Origin of the sequence: Dickeya parazeae Ech586, from assembly GCF_000025065.1 — a bacterium.
GTDB classification, from domain to species: domain Bacteria; phylum Pseudomonadota; class Gammaproteobacteria; order Enterobacterales; family Enterobacteriaceae; genus Dickeya; species Dickeya zeae.
In genome coordinates this window covers 3,583,283-3,600,812 of sequence record NC_013592.1, presented here as the reverse complement: position 1 = coordinate 3,600,812, position 17,530 = coordinate 3,583,283, and the positions used below count along the sequence as shown (strand labels likewise).

General features: G+C 52.0%; 13 protein-coding genes, 3 tRNA genes and 3 rRNA genes. 11 read left to right on the top strand and 8 right to left on the bottom strand.

Going from position 1 to position 17,530, the window contains the following annotated elements:
• The first annotated feature begins 423 nt into the window (after positions 1 to 423).
• The 6 genes from DD586_RS15685 to DD586_RS15660 all read left to right on the top strand — a co-directional run bounded on the left by DD586_RS15685 (position 424) and on the right by DD586_RS15660 (position 6,610).
• Positions 424 to 1,966 (top strand): 16S ribosomal RNA (locus tag DD586_RS15685).
• Between the two features lie 86 nt (positions 1,967 to 2,052).
• A tRNA-Glu gene (locus DD586_RS15680) sits at positions 2,053 to 2,128 on the top strand.
• A gap of 192 nt (positions 2,129 to 2,320) precedes the next feature.
• Positions 2,321 to 5,226 (top strand): 23S ribosomal RNA (locus DD586_RS15675).
• A 129-nt stretch (positions 5,227 to 5,355) separates the two neighbouring features.
• Positions 5,356 to 5,471: ribosomal RNA gene (rrf, locus tag DD586_RS15670) — 5S ribosomal RNA — on the top strand.
• Together the 16S, 23S and 5S rRNA genes with 2 tRNA genes alongside form the textbook arrangement of a ribosomal RNA operon.
• Before the next feature lie 67 nt (positions 5,472 to 5,538).
• A tRNA-Asp gene (locus DD586_RS15665) sits at positions 5,539 to 5,615 on the top strand.
• A gap of 203 nt (positions 5,616 to 5,818) precedes the next feature.
• Positions 5,819 to 6,610 (top strand): endonuclease/exonuclease/phosphatase family protein, encoded by a 792-nt coding sequence (locus tag DD586_RS15660; RefSeq protein WP_012885803.1) that lies wholly within the window; start codon positions 5,819 to 5,821, stop codon positions 6,608 to 6,610.
• Between the two features lie 55 nt (positions 6,611 to 6,665).
• Here the strand turns inward: DD586_RS15660 and mltD are convergent, their stop codons facing one another.
• Positions 6,666 to 8,063: a murein transglycosylase D gene (gene mltD / locus DD586_RS15655; protein ID WP_012885802.1), complete on the bottom strand. Its 1,398-nt coding sequence runs from the start codon at positions 8,061 to 8,063 to the stop codon at positions 6,666 to 6,668.
• A 70-nt stretch (positions 8,064 to 8,133) separates the two neighbouring features.
• Positions 8,134 to 8,889: a hydroxyacylglutathione hydrolase gene (gene gloB, locus DD586_RS15650; protein ID WP_012885801.1), complete on the bottom strand. Its 756-nt coding sequence runs from the start codon at positions 8,887 to 8,889 to the stop codon at positions 8,134 to 8,136.
• Between the two features lie 46 nt (positions 8,890 to 8,935).
• Between gloB and DD586_RS15645 the strand changes: the two genes are divergently transcribed.
• Positions 8,936 to 9,655, top strand: a complete 720-nt coding sequence (locus DD586_RS15645) for a class I SAM-dependent methyltransferase (protein ID WP_012885800.1) — start codon at positions 8,936 to 8,938, stop codon at positions 9,653 to 9,655.
• Between the two features lie 28 nt (positions 9,656 to 9,683).
• Here DD586_RS15645 and rnhA read toward each other — a convergent pair whose 3' ends face one another.
• Positions 9,684 to 10,250, bottom strand: a complete 567-nt coding sequence (rnhA, locus tag DD586_RS15640; RefSeq protein ID WP_167316303.1) for a ribonuclease HI — start codon at positions 10,248 to 10,250, stop codon at positions 9,684 to 9,686.
• On the opposite strand from rnhA, the gene dnaQ reads away from it, so the two are divergent.
• Positions 10,204 to 10,938: a DNA polymerase III subunit epsilon gene (gene dnaQ, locus DD586_RS15635; RefSeq protein ID WP_012885798.1), complete on the top strand. Its 735-nt coding sequence runs from the start codon at positions 10,204 to 10,206 to the stop codon at positions 10,936 to 10,938. The genes rnhA and dnaQ overlap by 47 nt on opposite strands.
• 130 nt (positions 10,939 to 11,068) lie before the next feature.
• Positions 11,069 to 11,145 (top strand) — tRNA-Asp (locus DD586_RS15630).
• Between the two features lie 154 nt (positions 11,146 to 11,299).
• Here the strand turns inward: DD586_RS15630 and speD are convergent.
• The 3 genes from speD to DD586_RS15615 form a co-directional block, all read right to left on the bottom strand.
• Positions 11,300 to 12,094, bottom strand: a complete 795-nt coding sequence (gene speD / locus DD586_RS15625) for an adenosylmethionine decarboxylase (protein WP_012885797.1) — start codon at positions 12,092 to 12,094, stop codon at positions 11,300 to 11,302.
• Positions 12,095 to 12,124: 30 nt separating this feature from the next.
• Positions 12,125 to 12,988 (bottom strand): polyamine aminopropyltransferase, encoded by an 864-nt coding sequence (gene speE / locus DD586_RS15620; protein WP_012885796.1) that lies wholly within the window; start codon positions 12,986 to 12,988, stop codon positions 12,125 to 12,127.
• 108 nt (positions 12,989 to 13,096) lie between these two features.
• Positions 13,097 to 13,444: a YacC family pilotin-like protein gene (locus tag DD586_RS15615; RefSeq protein ID WP_012885795.1), complete on the bottom strand. Its 348-nt coding sequence runs from the start codon at positions 13,442 to 13,444 to the stop codon at positions 13,097 to 13,099.
• A gap of 232 nt (positions 13,445 to 13,676) precedes the next feature.
• Here DD586_RS15615 and DD586_RS15610 point away from each other — a divergent pair, with 232 nt between their 5' ends.
• Both DD586_RS15610 and DD586_RS15605 read left to right on the top strand, forming a co-directional pair.
• Complete coding sequence (locus tag DD586_RS15610; protein ID WP_012885794.1) at positions 13,677 to 15,284, top strand: ABC transporter permease; 1,608 nt, start codon at positions 13,677 to 13,679, stop codon at positions 15,282 to 15,284.
• A gap of 7 nt (positions 15,285 to 15,291) precedes the next feature.
• Positions 15,292 to 16,359 (top strand): ABC transporter ATP-binding protein, encoded by a 1,068-nt coding sequence (locus DD586_RS15605; protein ID WP_012885793.1) that lies wholly within the window; start codon positions 15,292 to 15,294, stop codon positions 16,357 to 16,359.
• A gap of 105 nt (positions 16,360 to 16,464) precedes the next feature.
• Here the strand turns inward: DD586_RS15605 and DD586_RS15600 are convergent, their stop codons facing one another.
• Together DD586_RS15600 and DD586_RS15595 are read right to left on the bottom strand one after the other, a co-directional pair.
• Positions 16,465 to 16,818 (bottom strand): hypothetical protein, encoded by a 354-nt coding sequence (locus DD586_RS15600; RefSeq protein WP_012885792.1) that lies wholly within the window; start codon positions 16,816 to 16,818, stop codon positions 16,465 to 16,467.
• Between the two features lie 153 nt (positions 16,819 to 16,971).
• Positions 16,972 to 17,442 carry a GNAT family N-acetyltransferase gene (locus DD586_RS15595; RefSeq protein WP_012885791.1) on the bottom strand — a complete coding sequence of 157 codons (471 nt, stop codon included), beginning with the start codon at positions 17,440 to 17,442 and terminating at the stop codon, positions 16,972 to 16,974.
• Positions 17,443 to 17,530: the final 88 nt, after the last annotated feature.

The following is a 17,530-nucleotide window of genomic DNA, read 5'->3' as shown; positions in this document are numbered from 1 at the left end:
ATGCTGTGATTCGGGTTTTTTATCATCAATTTGTTTAATAAATATTCTCCCGATGACGTTTTTGGTTAAAAGGTGAGCTGTTGCGTTTTTTTGTGAAAATTACGCTTGTCAGGCCGGAATAACTCCCTATAATGCGCCTCCACTGACACGGCAACAGCGGCAACGCAGCGCGGTGTCAGGAAGCGGAAACGAAAATAATCGTTGACACTTCATGAGGAAAGCGTAGTATACGCCACCTCGCGACAGCAGGCTCAGGCCGGTCGCACTGCTCTTTAACAATCAATCAGACAATCTGTGTGGGCACTCGCAGGACGCTTCACTAAAAAATTAGTGAAAGTCTTGAAGAGTGACAACAGTTAATTCATTACGAATAAACAGTAAATTCTTTGAGCACCGTTTTCTTCGGAAAACACATCAAACTTTAAATTGAAGAGTTTGATCATGGCTCAGATTGAACGCTGGCGGCAGGCCTAACACATGCAAGTCGGGCGGTAGCACAAGGGAGCTTGCTCCCTGGGTGACGAGCGGCGGACGGGTGAGTAATGTCTGGGAAACTGCCTGATGGAGGGGGATAACTACTGGAAACGGTAGCTAATACCGCATAACGTCGCAAGACCAAAGAGGGGGACCTTCGGGCCTCTTGCCATCGGATGTGCCCAGATGGGATTAGCTAGTAGGTGGGGTAAAGGCTCACCTAGGCGACGATCCCTAGCTGGTCTGAGAGGATGACCAGCCACACTGGAACTGAGACACGGTCCAGACTCCTACGGGAGGCAGCAGTGGGGAATATTGCACAATGGGCGCAAGCCTGATGCAGCCATGCCGCGTGTGTGAAGAAGGCCTTCGGGTTGTAAAGCACTTTCAGCGGGGAGGAAGGGAGCAGGGTTAATAACCCTGTTCATTGACGTTACCCGCAGAAGAAGCACCGGCTAACTCCGTGCCAGCAGCCGCGGTAATACGGAGGGTGCAAGCGTTAATCGGAATGACTGGGCGTAAAGCGCACGCAGGCGGTCTGTTAAGTTGGATGTGAAATCCCCGGGCTTAACCTGGGAACTGCATTCAAAACTGACAGGCTAGAGTCTCGTAGAGGGGGGTAGAATTCCAGGTGTAGCGGTGAAATGCGTAGAGATCTGGAGGAATACCGGTGGCGAAGGCGGCCCCCTGGACGAAGACTGACGCTCAGGTGCGAAAGCGTGGGGAGCAAACAGGATTAGATACCCTGGTAGTCCACGCTGTAAACGATGTCGATTTGGAGGTTGTGGTCTTGAACCGTGGCTTCCGGAGCTAACGCGTTAAATCGACCGCCTGGGGAGTACGGCCGCAAGGTTAAAACTCAAATGAATTGACGGGGGCCCGCACAAGCGGTGGAGCATGTGGTTTAATTCGATGCAACGCGAAGAACCTTACCTACTCTTGACATCCAGAGAAGCCTGCAGAGATGCGGGTGTGCCTTCGGGAGCTCTGAGACAGGTGCTGCATGGCTGTCGTCAGCTCGTGTTGTGAAATGTTGGGTTAAGTCCCGCAACGAGCGCAACCCTTATCCTTTGTTGCCAGCACGTAATGGTGGGAACTCAAGGGAGACTGCCGGTGATAAACCGGAGGAAGGTGGGGATGACGTCAAGTCATCATGGCCCTTACGAGTAGGGCTACACACGTGCTACAATGGCGTATACAAAGAGAAGCGACCTCGCGAGAGCAAGCGGACCTCATAAAGTACGTCGTAGTCCGGATTGGAGTCTGCAACTCGACTCCATGAAGTCGGAATCGCTAGTAATCGTAGATCAGAATGCTACGGTGAATACGTTCCCGGGCCTTGTACACACCGCCCGTCACACCATGGGAGTGGGTTGCAAAAGAAGTAGGTAGCTTAACCTTCGGGAGGGCGCTTACCACTTTGTGATTCATGACTGGGGTGAAGTCGTAACAAGGTAACCGTAGGGGAACCTGCGGTTGGATCACCTCCTTACCGAGTAGAAGTGCCTGCGTGGTGTCCACACAGATTGTCTGATGATAAGAAAGAGTCAAAAGCGTCTTGCGAAGCTGACAAGTGATGTCCCCTTCGTCTAGAGGCCCAGGACACCGCCCTTTCACGGCGGTAACAGGGGTTCGAATCCCCTAGGGGACGCCAATGACTGACAGTGTGTGAAAGGCACGGTCAACGCTAACCTAAAACTGATTAGAGATAGTCAGGTTTATGTTATCTGCTCTTTAACAATCCGGAACAAGCTGAATAATTTGAAACGACAGCATGTGAATGAGAATTCATGTGTTGTTGGAGTCTCTAAAAATACTCATATCCCGAGACACTTTCGGGTTGTGAGGTTAAGCGACTAAGCGTACACGGTGGATGCCTAGGCAGTCAGAGGCGATGAAGGGCGTGCTAATCTGCGAAAAGCGTCGGCAAGGTGATATGAACCGTTATACCCGACGATACCCGAATGGGGAAACCCAGTGTGTTTCGACACACTATCACACACTGAATCCATAGGTGTGTGAGGCGAACCGGGGGAACTGAAACATCTCAGTACCCCGAGGAAAAGAAATCAACCGAGATTCCCCCAGTAGCGGCGAGCGAACGGGGAGGAGCCCAGAACCTGAATCGGCTTGTGTGTCAGTGGAAGCGTCTGGAAAGGCGCACGGTACAGGGTGACAGTCCCGTACACGAAGATGCACAGGCCGTGAGTTCGATGAGTAGGGCGGGACACGTGGTATCCTGTCTGAACATGGGGGGACCATCCTCCAAGGCTAAATACTCCTGACTGACCGATAGTGAACCAGTACCGTGAGGGAAAGGCGAAAAGAACCCCGGCGAGGGGAGTGAAATAGAACCTGAAACCGTGTACGTACAAGCAGTGGGAGCACCTTTAGGGTGTGACTGCGTACCTTTTGTATAATGGGTCAGCGACTTATATTCTGTAGCAAGGTTAACCGAATAGGGGAGCCGCAGGGAAACCGAGTCTTAACTGGGCGTCTAGTTGCAGGGTATAGACCCGAAACCCGGTGATCTAGCCATGGGCAGGTTGAAGGTTGGGTAACACTAACTGGAGGACCGAACCGACTAATGTTGAAAAATTAGCGGATGACTTGTGGCTGGGGGTGAAAGGCCAATCAAACCGGGAGATAGCTGGTTCTCCCCGAAAGCTATTTAGGTAGCGCCTCGTGAACTCATCTTCGGGGGTAGAGCACTGTTTCGGCTAGGGGGCCATCCCGGCTTACCAACCCGATGCAAACTGCGAATACCGAAGAATGTTATCACGGGAGACACACGGCGGGTGCTAACGTCCGTCGTGAAGAGGGAAACAACCCAGACCGCCAGCTAAGGTCCCAAAGTCATGGTTAAGTGGGAAACGATGTGGGAAGGCCCAGACAGCCAGGATGTTGGCTTAGAAGCAGCCATCATTTAAAGAAAGCGTAATAGCTCACTGGTCGAGTCGGCCTGCGCGGAAGATGTAACGGGGCTAAAACCATGCACCGAAGCTGCGGCAGCGACACAATGTGTTGTTGGGTAGGGGAGCGTTCTGTAAGCCTGTGAAGGTGGCCTGTGAGGGCTGCTGGAGGTATCAGAAGTGCGAATGCTGACATAAGTAACGATAATGCGGGTGAAAAACCCGCACGCCGGAAGACCAAGGGTTCCTGTCCAACGTTAATCGGGGCAGGGTGAGTCGACCCCTAAGGCGAGGCTGAAAAGCGTAGTCGATGGGAAACAGGTTAATATTCCTGTACTTGGTGTTACTGCGAAGGGGGGACGGAGAAGGCTATGTCATCCGGGCGACGGTTGTCCCGGTTTAAGCGTGAAGGTGGGTGGACCAGGCAAATCCGGTCTGCTGTTAACACTGAGGCGTGATGACGAGGCACTACGGTGCTGAAGTGACAGATGCCCTGCTTCCAGGAAAAGCCTCTAAGCATCAGGTAACATTGAATCGTACCCCAAACCGACACAGGTGGTCAGGTAGAGAATACTCAGGCGCTTGAGAGAACTCGGGTGAAGGAACTAGGCAAAATGGTGCCGTAACTTCGGGAGAAGGCACGCTCTTGTGGGTGAAGTCCCTTGCGGATGGAGCTGACGAGAGTCGCAGATACCAGCTGGCTGCAACTGTTTAATAAAAACACAGCACTGTGCAAACACGAAAGTGGACGTATACGGTGTGACGCCTGCCCGGTGCCGGAAGGTTAATTGATGGGGTTATCCGTAAGGAGAAGCTCTTGATCGAAGCCCCGGTAAACGGCGGCCGTAACTATAACGGTCCTAAGGTAGCGAAATTCCTTGTCGGGTAAGTTCCGACCTGCACGAATGGCGTAATGATGGCCAGGCTGTCTCCACCCGAGACTCAGTGAAATTGAACTCGCTGTGAAGATGCAGTGTACCCGCGGCAAGACGGAAAGACCCCGTGAACCTTTACTATAGCTTGACACTGAACCTTGAGCCTTGATGTGTAGGATAGGTGGGAGGCTTTGAAGTGTGGACGCCAGTCTGCATGGAGCCAACCTTGAAATACCACCCTTTAATGTTTGATGTTCTAACCTGGGCCCGTAATCCGGGCTGGGGACAGTGTCTGGTGGGTAGTTTGACTGGGGCGGTCTCCTCCCAAAGAGTAACGGAGGAGCACGAAGGTTAGCTAATCCTGGTCGGACATCAGGAGGTTAGTGCAAAGGCATAAGCTAGCTTGACTGCGAGAGTGACGGCTCGAGCAGGTGCGAAAGCAGGTCTTAGTGATCCGGTGGTTCTGAATGGAAGGGCCATCGCTCAACGGATAAAAGGTACTCCGGGGATAACAGGCTGATACCGCCCAAGAGTTCATATCGACGGCGGTGTTTGGCACCTCGATGTCGGCTCATCACATCCTGGGGCTGAAGTAGGTCCCAAGGGTATGGCTGTTCGCCATTTAAAGTGGTACGCGAGCTGGGTTTAGAACGTCGTGAGACAGTTCGGTCCCTATCTGCCGTGGGCGTTGGAAGATTGAGGGGGGTTGCTCCTAGTACGAGAGGACCGGAGTGAACGCACCGCTGGTGTTCGGGTTGTCATGCCAATGGCACTGCCCGGTAGCTACGTGCGGAAGAGATAACCGCTGAAAGCATCTAAGCGGGAAACTTGCCCCGAGATGAGTCTTCCCTGGGCCCTTGAGGCCCCTGAAGGGACGTTTAAGACGAAGACGTTGATAGGCTGGGTGTGTAAGCGTAGCGATACGTTGAGCTAACCAGTACTAATGACCCGAGAGGCTTAACCTTACAACACCGAAGGTGTTTTGGTGAGAGACTAAAAGTAGAATTTGGCTTGTTCGAGGATTGGATGGCGTGGTGTAGCGATACACGGCGGCATGAAGAATCAGGACGTTGAATAGACGTCGAAAGAATTTGCCTGGCGGCGAGAGCGCGGTGGTCCCACCTGACCCCATGCCGAACTCAGAAGTGAAACGCCGTAGCGCCGATGGTAGTGTGGGGTCTCCCCATGCGAGAGTAGGGAACTGCCAGGCATCAAATTGTGGTGTAAGTAAGACACCGGTTATCGGATTGACTCCTCTGATAACATACAGAATCGGTGGTGCGGTAGTTCAGTCGGTTAGAATACCGGCCTGTCACGCCGGGGGTCGCGGGTTCGAGTCCCGTCCGCACCGCCAACTTATAGAAGCCCTGAGCATGAGCTCAGGGCTTTTTGCTTTTATAAATCTATCCCTTCGGCAAAGAGAGCATCATTCCTTCCTTTCCGCCGTATTATCATGGCTTACTGTGTCGAATTTCTCATCTGACGGCTTATACCCATTGAAACGTGAAGGTAAAAACCCTATAACGATTAACAGTACACGGGTATAGCAGGAACAAAGTGCACAAGAAAACCTATGCGATGAGATATGTCGCCGGGCAACCGGTGGAGCGTATCTTTCAGCCTTCGGCAATGCATTATTTAAAACAGCAGCCGGCATCCTCAGGACCTCTGATGGTAACGGAGGATCCTCTACGGATAATGGTATGGAATATTTTCAAACAGCAGCGTACGAATTGGTTGTCCGTCCTGAAGCATTTTGGTGAACGCACACAGCTCATGCTATTGCAGGAAGCTCAATCCTCCCCCGAGCTGATTCGTTTTGCTACAACGCACTATCTTTCTGCCGAACAGGTACCCGCTTTTGTGCTTCCTACTCATCCTTCAGGCGTAATGACGTTATCTTCTGCTCAGCCTATGTATTGCTTTCCTCTGCGTGAACGAGAACCGTTAATTCGTCTGGCTAAATCAGCGTTGATCACTGTGTATTCGTTGAGTGATGCGCGATTGTTAATGGTCATTAATATCCATGCTGTCAATTTCAGCCTGGGAGTGGAGGCCTATACCAATCAACTTGAGACCATTGGGGAGCAATTGAAGCGTCACTCTGGGCCCGTGATCATGGCTGGAGACTTTAATGCATGGAGTCAGCCTAGGGTGAGTGCACTGTATCGGTTTGCGCATCGAATGGGGCTTTGTGAGGTGTCGTTTTCCAATGATCAGCGGCGCAGAGCGTTTGGCCGACCATTGGATTTCGTTTTCTATCGGGAACTGGCGGTGACTGATTCGTCGGTACTTGTTACAGATGCCTCTGATCACAATCCCTTACTGGTCGAGTTTGGTATTGCGTGAGCTCTGCTATATCACTACCAATAAAAAAACCGCCTAAGTGGCGGTTTTTTTTGTATCAGGAGTCGGGTGATTGTCTTCTGGTGACATAAAGTGTCAACCGATCACCTGGCTGAAGGTTGGCATCTTTAATGACCGTATTCCAGCGCATCACATCAGCAATGTTAACGCCGTGGCGTTTGGCAATGCTTGCCAGCGAATCACCTTTACGAACCTGATAAATGATCGAGTTCGACTTATTGCTTGCTACTACACCTGCCGTCACGGGTATGGTTGCCTTAGCAACCTGCAATGTCTGACCCACTTTTAGAGCACTGCCCTTGAGGTGGTTCCAGTTCTGCAGGTCCTGCGTACGGACATTCATTCGTTTAGCGATACTCGATAGGGTATCACCTGAACGAACTTTATATCCGGCAGAGCGAGTCGCCACGGTCGGCTGCGCAGTTTTGGTTGGCTGGATTGCAGCAATATCACCATCTGCCAATGAGCCTTTCAACTGTCCCACATGGGACTTGGGCACCATAATGTAATGTGGACCGTTAGGTGCGGTAACATCACGTGTGTAGCCCGTGTTGTAACTCTTTAGCTTAGTGACAGACAATCCCGCCAGCTCGGCAGCTTGCGTCAACTCCATCTGCTGGCCTAAATCAACGCGTGCCAGCGCACGATTTTCATTAGGTTTCGGCAGTTCAACTCCGTACTTTCTGCTGTGCTTGAGAATATCGCTTAGTGCCAACATTTTGGGCACATAGGTTGACGTTTCATACGGCAACGCCAGCGCCCAGTAATTTGTTGGACGACCTTTTGCTTTATTCGCTTTCACCGCTTGCATGATTCGCCCTTCACCTGCGTTATAGGCGGCTACGGTCAATAACCAGTCGCCGTCAAACATACGATTCAGGCGCTGCATCATATCCAGCGCAGCAGTCGTAGATGCAACAACATCACGACGTCCAGCGTACCACTGGGTGTGTTTCAACCCATAATTACGCCCTGTACCAGGAACAATCTGCCAAAGCCCTACGGCGTTGGATGATGATCTAGCGTTTGGGTCAAAAGCGCTCTCCACTATGGGTAGCAGTACCAGTTCCATCGGCATCTTACGTTCTTTAATCTGCCCGACTATCCAGTACATGTACGGCTCTGCCCGTAATGTTACATCGTGGAGATAGCTCTTATTTTTTAAGTAACGCTGTTTTTGCTCGCGGATCCGGGTATTTTCCGGAACCTCCATCTTCAGCTCGTCGCCAATGAAGTTCCACAGGTCTTGCTGCGCGATGCTTTCATCATCCAGCCATCGCGTACCGGTCTCTCGACCATCTGTGTACTTTCCTGCTTCACCTTGACCTGCCGAAGACAGACTCTGTGCATGCTGTCTGGGTTGAGAGGTGTCATTGGGTGGCACCTGGCAACCTGTCAACACGACTGAGGCGATGAATATCGCTTTAGTCTTCATATCTGTGTCAATAGTTGCTTAAAAGACAGACAATGATACTTTGATTGGCAATTCAGTACAACAAAAACCGTCAGAATTGGTCTTTCAATGCGCGTAAATGCGCAAAAATCTGCCAATCACCCTGGGTGTCCGAGTTAATGGACAATTTTCTTTTTAAATCAATGTCATGATAGCGTAAAAAAATATTTATTCTTCGTTCCCGACCCAGTGTAGAGGGGAGGGATGATTCTCCTTTTTCACGTAATTGCCTGATTTTTACAAGGTAATCATAAATATCTACATCTTCTGGCCAAACATGGTGAGCAAACGCCAGATTGGACAATGTGTACTCATGCGCACAACATACTTGGGTTTCATCGGGTAAATCAGCCAACTTGATCAATGATTCGAACATTTGTTGTGCTGTACCTTCAAAAATGCGACCGCACCCAGCAGAAAACAGCGTATCACCACAGAACAGATATGGGTGGCTATAGTACGCGATATGTCCTGCGGTGTGTCCTGGCACGAAAAAAATAGAAAATTCCGAACCTGCGACCGTAATCTTGTCTCCCTCTTGTACTGTGTGTGTCACGCCACAGCGTTTAGTTTCCTGTGGGCCGTAAATTTGTATATCAGGGTAATGAGCGGCCAATTGCTCGACACCACCGGTATGGTCATTGTGATGGTGGGTCAGCAGAATCGCGGCGGGAGATAGCCCGTGATGTTCCAGTGCCTGCAGTACGGGGGCGGCATCTCCCGGGTCCACAATCACACAGTCGTTTTCATCATTAGCCAGCAGCCAAATGTAGTTATCCTTGAAAGCCGGTACACTGATAAGATTCATGCTGCATCCTCGTTGTTGATGGTTAGCTTGTGGACGATTCTAAAACATGAAGCCAGCACAAACATCCCAGAAAATCGTGGCACCTGATAGTTGGGAAGCCATTCCCTGGGGAGAGAACTATCTTCACACCTTGAATACTGCGCTGGCCCCTTGGTGGAGCCGGATATTCGGATTCCATCTGCTGAAGATTGGTGGATTGAGCATCGCGATTGACAGTCAGACGTGCACTATCCCACATCAGGTGAATGTCAGTCGCGATCAGCAGGCGCATGTTATGGCTGATCCCTACCAACTTCCATTTATAGAGAAATCCGTGGATGCCTGTCTACTGACTCATGTTCTGGCTTACTCTGCCGATCCTCACCGTATCGTGCGTGAGGTAGACCGGGTTTTGATTAATGATGGATGGGTCATCATTAGTGGTTTCAACCCGGTTAGTCTGGTGGGAATGGGGCGTCTGGTACCGGGAATGCGCCGACGCCAGCCCTATTGTAGCCGTATGTTTAGCCAAATGCGGGTGATGGATTGGCTGAGTCTGCTGAACTACGAGATTGTGCATCATAATAGTTTGCTGGTACTACCGTGGCGTGAGCCAGGGCAGGGCAAATGGAACAATACGCTACCGCTATTGGGGTGCCTGAATCTGATCGTTGCACGCAAACGTACCATCCCACTGACAATGACGCCGAGCAAAAGCTTGTTAAGAAAATCACCGATGCATCGCCCGGTAGGGGCGACGAAAAGCTATCGGTATCGGCATGACTAATCACCCGCCAGGCGAGTGATAGTGCTGATTATTCCGGCTGATAGCCGGTGTCATCAAGGGTTGGCATATTAGCGGCTTGCCGGGCCAGTTCATCGCAGCGTTCGTTTTCTGGATGACCGGCGTGGCCTTTGACCCACATCCAATGCAGGGTATGGCGCTGAATCGCAACATCTAACCGCTGCCACAGGTCGATGTTCTTCACGGGTTTTTTCTCTGCGGTCTTCCAGCCGCGTTTTTTCCAGTTGTGGATCCAACTGGTAATCCCCTGGCGGACATATTGACTATCAGTACTGAGCGTCACCTCACAAGGCGAGGTCAGGCTTTCTAGTGCGACGATCGCCGCCATCAGTTCCATCCGGTTGTTAGTGGTTAGCCGGTAGCCTGCGCTCAGTGTTTTCTCGTGCTGCTTATAGCGCAAAAGCGCCCCGTAGCCACCCGGGCCAGGATTGCCGAGACAGGAGCCGTCGGTGAAAATCTCAACCTGTTTTAGCATCTCTGGTAGACTCTTATTCATGGTCAAAAGCATAAGTCTGACATAAACGAAACCGATGAGCACTGCAATTACACGACAAATCGTTCTTGATACGGAAACCACCGGTATGAATAAGCTGGGGGTGCACTATGAAGGGCACAAGATTATTGAGATTGGTGCGGTTGAGGTGGTGAATCGTCGCCTGACCGGGCGTCATTTCCATGTTTATCTTAGGCCGGACCGTCTGATAGACCCGGAAGCCTATAATGTTCATGGCATTAGCGATGAGTTTCTGGCTGATAAGCCGACTTACGCTGAGGTTGCCGATGATTTTATCGATTTTATCCGCGGTGCGGAGCTGGTGATCCATAACGCGTCGTTTGATATCGGCTTTATGGACTATGAGTTCCGGTTGCTGGGACGAGACATCCCCAAAACGGAAACCTTCTGTACTATCACCGACAGCCTGCTGATGGCTCGCCGGTTATTCCCCGGCAAGCGTAATAACCTGGACGCATTGTGCGACCGTTACCAGATAGATAACAGTAAGCGTACACTGCACGGCGCGTTACTGGATGCCGAGATTCTGGCTGAAGTCTATCTGGCGATGACTGGCGGCCAAACGTCACTGGCTTTTTCGATGGAAGGGGAGAGCCAGCAGCAGACAGTACAAGCCGAAACCATACAGCGTATTTCACGCCCTACATCGGCTTTGACGGTGTTGTATGCCAGTGATGATGAGTTGGTGGCGCATGAGCAACGGCTGGATTTAATTATGAAGAAAGGCGGCAGTTGCCTGTGGCGCAACTAAGACATGGTGCCTTGATCACAAAGACATCATTGCGCTGAAAATGTAAGCAAACAGAAGCAGTTAGTGATAAAAAACGTTGACGCAACCGGCATCGGACCGTAGTATTCACCTCGCTCACTGAGCATAGCGCGGTGCGGTAGTTCAGTCGGTTAGAATACCGGCCTGTCACGCCGGGGGTCGCGGGTTCGAGTCCCGTCCGCACCGCCAATCATTCCGAAGCCCTGAATCGTCTGATTCAGGGCTTCTTCGTTTTCAAAGCGCAAATACAGTGCTTTGCCTTTGCGCGGTGATGCGTACTTATGTCAGGAATAACGGGCGAGGATTTGCCGGAACCTGAGGGCATATGCCCTCAGGCGGATGATCATACGGTTGCGATGTTTCTGCCGTAATAGATTTCCTGCATCTCACGATACAGCAAGTCCGTGATACGTTTGCGCTCTTCGGCGCTCAGCTCTTCAGGGCTGACGTTAAACAGGTAGTGCTTCAGGTCGAAATCCTTCAGCAGCATTTTGGTGTGAAAAATATTTTCCTGGTAAACATTAACATCCATCAGATGATAGAGCGATTTCATGTCGTCAGACATGAAGTTCTGAATTGAGTTGATCTTATGGTCGATGAAATGCTTAACGCCGTTGATGTCGCGGGTAAAACCGCGTACACGGTAGTCAATGGTTACGATATCCGATTCCAGTTGATGGATCAGATAGTTCAGTGCCTTAAGCGGTGAAATGACGCCACAGGTCGACACTTCTATATCAGCGCGGAACGTACACAGGCCGCCACCAGGGTGGCTTTCCGGGTAGGTGTGCACACAGATGTGGCTTTTATCAAGGTGTGCGACGACGGAATTCGGCAAGGGGCCGGGATGTTCGGAGGTATCCACATCGCGCGGATCCATCGGTTCTTCGCTGACCAAAATGGTCACACTGGCACCTTGCGGCTCATAATCCTGGCGAGCAATGTTCAGAATATTGGCGCCAATGATGGAACAGGTTTCACTCAGGATTTCTGTCAGGCGGTTTGCGTTGTACTGCTCGTCGATATACGCGATGTAGCCATCGCGATCGGCGGGCGTTTTCGCATAACAGATATCGTAGATACAAAAACTCAGGCTTTTGGTCAGATTGTTAAAGCCATGTAGTTTCAGCTTTTGCAATTTAATTCACCCCCTTATGGATGCCTATGATCAGCGTGCCGCTGACAGGGCATTCAGTAAATATTGTGGCAGGGCAAAGCTGCCGATATGGATGGCTGGGTTGTAATAGCGGCAGACGATTTCCGCTGCCTCAAACCGTTGTTGCAGGCTCTGTTGGTCGATAGCCCGCAACGCAGGGTTATTGCTGGCCCAGGCAAAAGTCATGATCCCGCCATAATATGTGGGAATGGCTGTCTGATAAAAACTGACATCACTGAAATAGTGGCTCAGTTTCTGATGGCTGTTAACCGCCTCATCCTGCTGCAGGAAACAGACGCCATTTTGTGCCACGAAGATTCCGCCATCGTTCAGGCAACGCGCGCATCCTTGATAAAAATCTGAGGTGAACAGGCTTTCACCGGGGCCAATGGGGTCGGTACAGTCGGAAATGATGATATCGAACTTTTCCTGACAGGCATTGACGAAGTTAACACCGTCGTCAATCACCAGACGAAAACGTGGGTCATCGTAAGCGCCAGCGCTGTGATTGGGCAGGTACTGGCGGCAGAACGACACGACACCCGCGTCGATTTCGACCATTGTTATCTGCTCGATGTTACGGTGACGACAGACTTCACGCAGCATCCCGCCGTCACCGCCACCGATAATCAACACACGTTTGGCGTTGCCATGGGCGAGCAGCGGAACGTGGGTCATCATTTCGTGGTAGATGAACTCGTCGCGTTCGGTGGTCTGTACGACGCCATCTAACGCCATCACCCGACCTAGCGCCGCGTTTTCGAAGATGATCAGATCCTGATGGTCGGTTTTTTCATGATAGAGCACATGGTCTATTGAAAAGTACTGACCGAAGTTGGCATGCAGGGTCTCATACCAAATTTCTTTCCGGGACATGTTAGGGCTTCCTCCGCGATAACAGCCATGAAAATTGGCGCGCTATGATAGCTAACTCTCAGGGTGCTTGCACGGTCAAATTTCACGCAATGCGGAGGATTTTAGGCTTTACTGTGTAGTGGCGAGTAAACTGAGTGAGTTCCGGGCCAAAGACTGACACTTTTTCGGTGTGGGGATAGCGATGCCGCTGAGATCACGGTAGCTGGCTTCGCCAAGCGCAATCATGTCGAACTGGTTGTAATTGCTGAGATCCCAACGGTTTTGCTGGGCGAAGATAACCAGCGCTCGGCGAATCTGATCGTTGGGAAGGTCTTTATAGCCGCAGTTGTTTTTTAGATAAACGAAAATGGCGGTCAGATCGGCGAGGTCTTCTGCCTCGAAATCATTCAATGCCTTACTGGCGGAGGAGAAGCCCAACAATGAGAGCAGGAGCAGCACCAGCGCGGAGTGTTTCATAATTTAACCTGTTTCATCTTTCATTAGATGACGTTATCACAGTTACCGGCCCTGATTTCAAGTTTTATTCAGATCAGCGTGATATCCCGTAATCGGCTGCTGGGTGGGGTAAAACGAGGTGCTGTTTGTTCAATGGGATAATTACCGGCCATTTATCGGCGATTGATACCATGACGCCAGCGCCCGGCTTTGATATTAATAGTGCAGTTTAAATTTATTTTACCGATTTCTCATGACTTCAGGTATCTGGCGCATTAGTAGTGTGCTGTTGGCGGCGATCCTTCTGTTCCCGCTAGTGACTATCGTCGGTATGGCCTTTTTCGCCCCCGGCAACGCGGTATTGGCGTTATGGCAAGCTCTGCCCGTTTATGGGACGAACTCGCTGATGCTGGTGATCGGTTGCGTGCTATTCAGCTTGCTGTTTGCGCTACCTCTGGCCTGGCTTATGTCGCATTACCGCTTTACCGGTCAGGCATGGCTGCATCGGGCATTGCTGTTGCCGCTGGCGGTGCCCGGGTACCTGCTGGCGGCCGTATATGGCGATCTGTTCGGGTACGAGGGGCCGGTTAAACAGACGCTTTACGCTTTATCATTTACTTCAGACCGTGTACCCCAGACATTTGGGCATCAAGTCTGGATGGTAGGCTGTGCCAGTCTCAGTCTGGCGTTGGTGCTGTTTCCCTATATCTATCTGTTGGTGCGTACCGCATTGATGTCACAGTCCGCCAATCTGCGGCAGGCCGCCTTGTTGATGAATCATACCCGCGCTCAGGTTTTCTGGCGCGTAGTGTTTCCTATGGCGCGCCCGGCGATCGCTCTTGGCATGGTATTGATGGCTTCTGAGGCACTCGGTGATTACGGCATTTCCGCCTATTTCTCATTACGGACGGTGACGACCGCGGGTCTGGATTTGTGGCGTGACAAAGCGCAGCACGGGGCAGCCGCGTTATTGATGTCGTTATTGCTGCCGTTGGTCTTCCTGATATGGTTTCAGGCGCGTCGCAGTCGTTCACGTCAATTGCGTTATCAACAATTGGGGAGCGTTTGCCCGAAAGACCTGCCGGTTTTGCGTGGGTGGGCGCGCTTTCTGACGGTATTGCTCGGCGGTGGGCTGGTGGTGGTGGCGTTTGTCGTACCCGTTGGCCGCCTGGTGTGCTGGGCCGTGCTGTCTGAAGCACCGATCTGGAGCCTGCCATTCCTGCTGGCATTTACCAGCAGTGTGATGGCGGCGGCCTGCGCGACACTGCTGGTGATTGGACTGGCCGTTGTATGCACGTTTGATTTCAAGGCAACGGGTAACCCGGCTTACCGTAACCCGCTGCGCTGGGTCAACATCAACCGCTTGTTACCCTCGACGGCGCTAGGGATGGGGCTGTTGGTGCCGTTCCTCGGACTGGATGCCTTGCACGCTTCGCCCGGTGGCGTGGTGGATGACCCTTGGGCCGGGTCGGTACTGGTGCTGATCCTGGCTTACTGTATGCGCTTTAGCGGTTTATTGATCGATCGGCTGCAAATTCGAATCTCCCGTTTACCGGGCGCGATGAACCATGTCAGTCAGTCGCTGGGGTATACGCCTGTACAGCAAGTGCTGTGGGTTTATCTGCCGCAGTTACGCCACTGTCTGGTGGTCGGCGTGTTGTTGGTGTTTACCGAAAGCCTGCGTGAGTTGAATGCATCGCTGCTGTTGCAGCCGTTTGAGGTGGAAACCATGGCGACTTATGTGTTTCGTTTCATCATGGATGAACGGTTGCCGTTGGTCGCCACACCTGCGTTGATGCTGGTCGGTGTGGGGATGATCCCGTTATTTGGGATCACCCGATTGATGCGAATGGAAGGATAGGAACGTTATGACGACTCCGGAGATTCTGACGATAACCTCGCTCAGTTGCGGCTACCCATCGGTTTCTGTATTAGAGAATGTGGGTTTTTCGGTACATGAGGGAGAGATGGTGTGTCTGCTGGGTGCCAGCGGCGATGGTAAAACCACGCTGCTGAAATCGATAGCGGGTCTGCTGTCGCCGGAAAAAGGCCGAATAGTTATTGCCGGTCAGAAGGTTGTTCCTCTCCAAACGCAACGTGCTGAAACCTCGCCAGGTGTAGTCGGGATGGTGTTTCAGGATGATGTGTTGTTTCCCCATCTGACGGTGATGGAAAACATTACTTTTGGGCTACGCGGTAAGTCATCCGAAGAAATCAGTACGCTGGCGATGGATGTGGTGGGGGTGATGCAACTGGAAACGTTTACCCGTTGCTATCCGCATGAACTTTCTCGCGAGCAGTATCAGCGTGCCGCCATTGCCCGGGCGTTGGCGTGTCAGCCTAAACTGTTGTTGCTGGATGAGCCTTTTTCTTCCATTGATAGTCAGCTTCGCTATCAGTTGATCAGCGAATTGCGTCAAATCCTGCGGCAGCGGCAGATTGCTACGCTATTTGCGACCGCTGACCGGGAGGATGCATTTGCGTTTGCCGATCATCTGATTCTGATCCATGACGGTGGTGTTGTGCAGCAGGGATTTTCCGCTGACCTGTACTACCGGCCGGTTAACCGCTACGTAGCGAGTTTTATGGGGAAAACCAACTACCTGCCAGTGAAGATTAGCGGTGACAGACAATGGCAGAGTTTTCTCGGCGAGCATCAGGCAACACGGGCGTTGAAGTTGCCGCATGGCGCACAATACGACTGGTTGGTTCGCCCGCAAGAGATAGCACTCGCCCTCGATGAGGATGGGCCAGGGGTGATTGAGGACCGCTTGTTCATGGGGAACAGCAATTTTTACCGTATTCGGGTTAATGAGCTGGCGCTTCAGGTGCAAAGTGGTAACTGGTTTGAGCCAGGACAACCGGTTCGACTCAGTATTCGCATTGATCAGCCGGTTTTGTTTCCGCCGCAATCTGCGGTAAGTGCTCAGGAATAGCGGGCCACAGGCCCGCATTGCCGTAGGAAGCAAGAGGCGGTTCATCACCGCTTAATATGGGAGCGGCCACCCTGCCGCTCCCTTCCCTATGCTGTCGCACTCTGGTCATTTGGCGGTTGCTGGTGCCACCGGCGCAGGATTCGGCTCTGGTGGCAGTTCTCTTACGCTGATGCTGACTTCATACGTTTTACCATTACCTTGGGGCACGTTAGCGACCAGTTTATTGGCGGCTAATACCGGGTCGCTCGCCTGTAATGACGCCTGATACAGTGCATGAACGGGGGGACGTAACGCAGGCGGTGGGGGCGGGAACCCGGGTGGCGGTGGCTGTATTTCCTGTCTGTCCGGTAACCGTGGATCCACATTCTCTGGATGCGCAGACGCTACAGACAAGCTCGAAAGCAGTGAAATACCGGCAATCCACGCTGCGGTACGGCAGGTTTTCGTGAGTACTGTCATGTTACACCTCGTTTCGGTTGGCCGACGTCCATCAGAAACCTTTCACCGACACCGTGCAATGCGCTTTACTCTGTTTTATGCCGTGATAACGGAATCTTCACATTCTTATACATGCACTGATATTCCCTCTGCCGTCATCGAGCCTGCCGGGCTTTACGGCTTCAGCGCCAGAAAGTCCTTTGCCAGAATATGCCAGGCACTGGGGTGTGCCTCAAAACCGATTTTGGGGTAATAATCCACGGCCAGCGGTGCGGCAATCAGAATCAGGCGACACTGTGGCTTGAGTTGCTGGACCGTGTGCTCGATAAGCTGGCGGCCGATGCCACCATGCTGACAGGCTTCATCCACCGCGAGATCCGACATATAGCAACAAAAGTGATAATCCGTCACGCTGCGGGCGACCCCCACAAGTTCCTCCCCACGCCATGCCGTCACCAACAGGTCGGCTTGCGTCAGCATGCCTGCGAGGGTATCGCGCTGTTCCAGCGGCCGTCTGGGGCCTAGCGAGGTTCGGTTAAGCAGATGGATAAATTGATCGACAGTGATGGGGTCATTCACTTTGTAGGTGATGACGTCTGGGGGGGTGAGGGTGTTGTCAGACGCTGAAGACGATAACGAGGTCATGTTCTCTCCTTGAGTGGGGGAAAGCTGGCTTTCTGTTATATACTGCGCGCCGTGATGAATGGCGGCATAGCCTGGCTGTGTGTCTGCC

Bases quoted from the DNA above. Each gene is read 5' to 3' on its own strand.
- mltD (WP_012885802.1), bottom strand. From the start codon at position 8,063: ATGAAGACTAAAGCGATATTCATCGCCTCAGTCGTGTTGACAGGTTGC.
- gloB (WP_012885801.1), bottom strand. From the start codon at position 8,889: ATGAATCTTATCAGTGTACCGGCTTTCAAGGATAACTACATTTGGCTG.
- DD586_RS15645 (WP_012885800.1), top strand. From the start codon at position 8,936: ATGAAGCCAGCACAAACATCCCAGAAAATCGTGGCACCTGATAGTTGG.
- dnaQ (WP_012885798.1), top strand. From the start codon at position 10,204: ATGAGCACTGCAATTACACGACAAATCGTTCTTGATACGGAAACCACC.
- speE (WP_012885796.1), bottom strand. From the start codon at position 12,988: ATGTCCCGGAAAGAAATTTGGTATGAGACCCTGCATGCCAACTTCGGT.
- DD586_RS15615 (WP_012885795.1), bottom strand. From the start codon at position 13,444: ATGAAACACTCCGCGCTGGTGCTGCTCCTGCTCTCATTGTTGGGCTTC.
- DD586_RS15610 (WP_012885794.1), top strand. From the start codon at position 13,677: ATGACTTCAGGTATCTGGCGCATTAGTAGTGTGCTGTTGGCGGCGATC.
- DD586_RS15605 (WP_012885793.1), top strand. From the start codon at position 15,292: ATGACGACTCCGGAGATTCTGACGATAACCTCGCTCAGTTGCGGCTAC.
- DD586_RS15600 (WP_012885792.1), bottom strand. From the start codon at position 16,818: ATGACAGTACTCACGAAAACCTGCCGTACCGCAGCGTGGATTGCCGGT.
- DD586_RS15595 (WP_012885791.1), bottom strand. From the start codon at position 17,442: ATGACCTCGTTATCGTCTTCAGCGTCTGACAACACCCTCACCCCCCCA.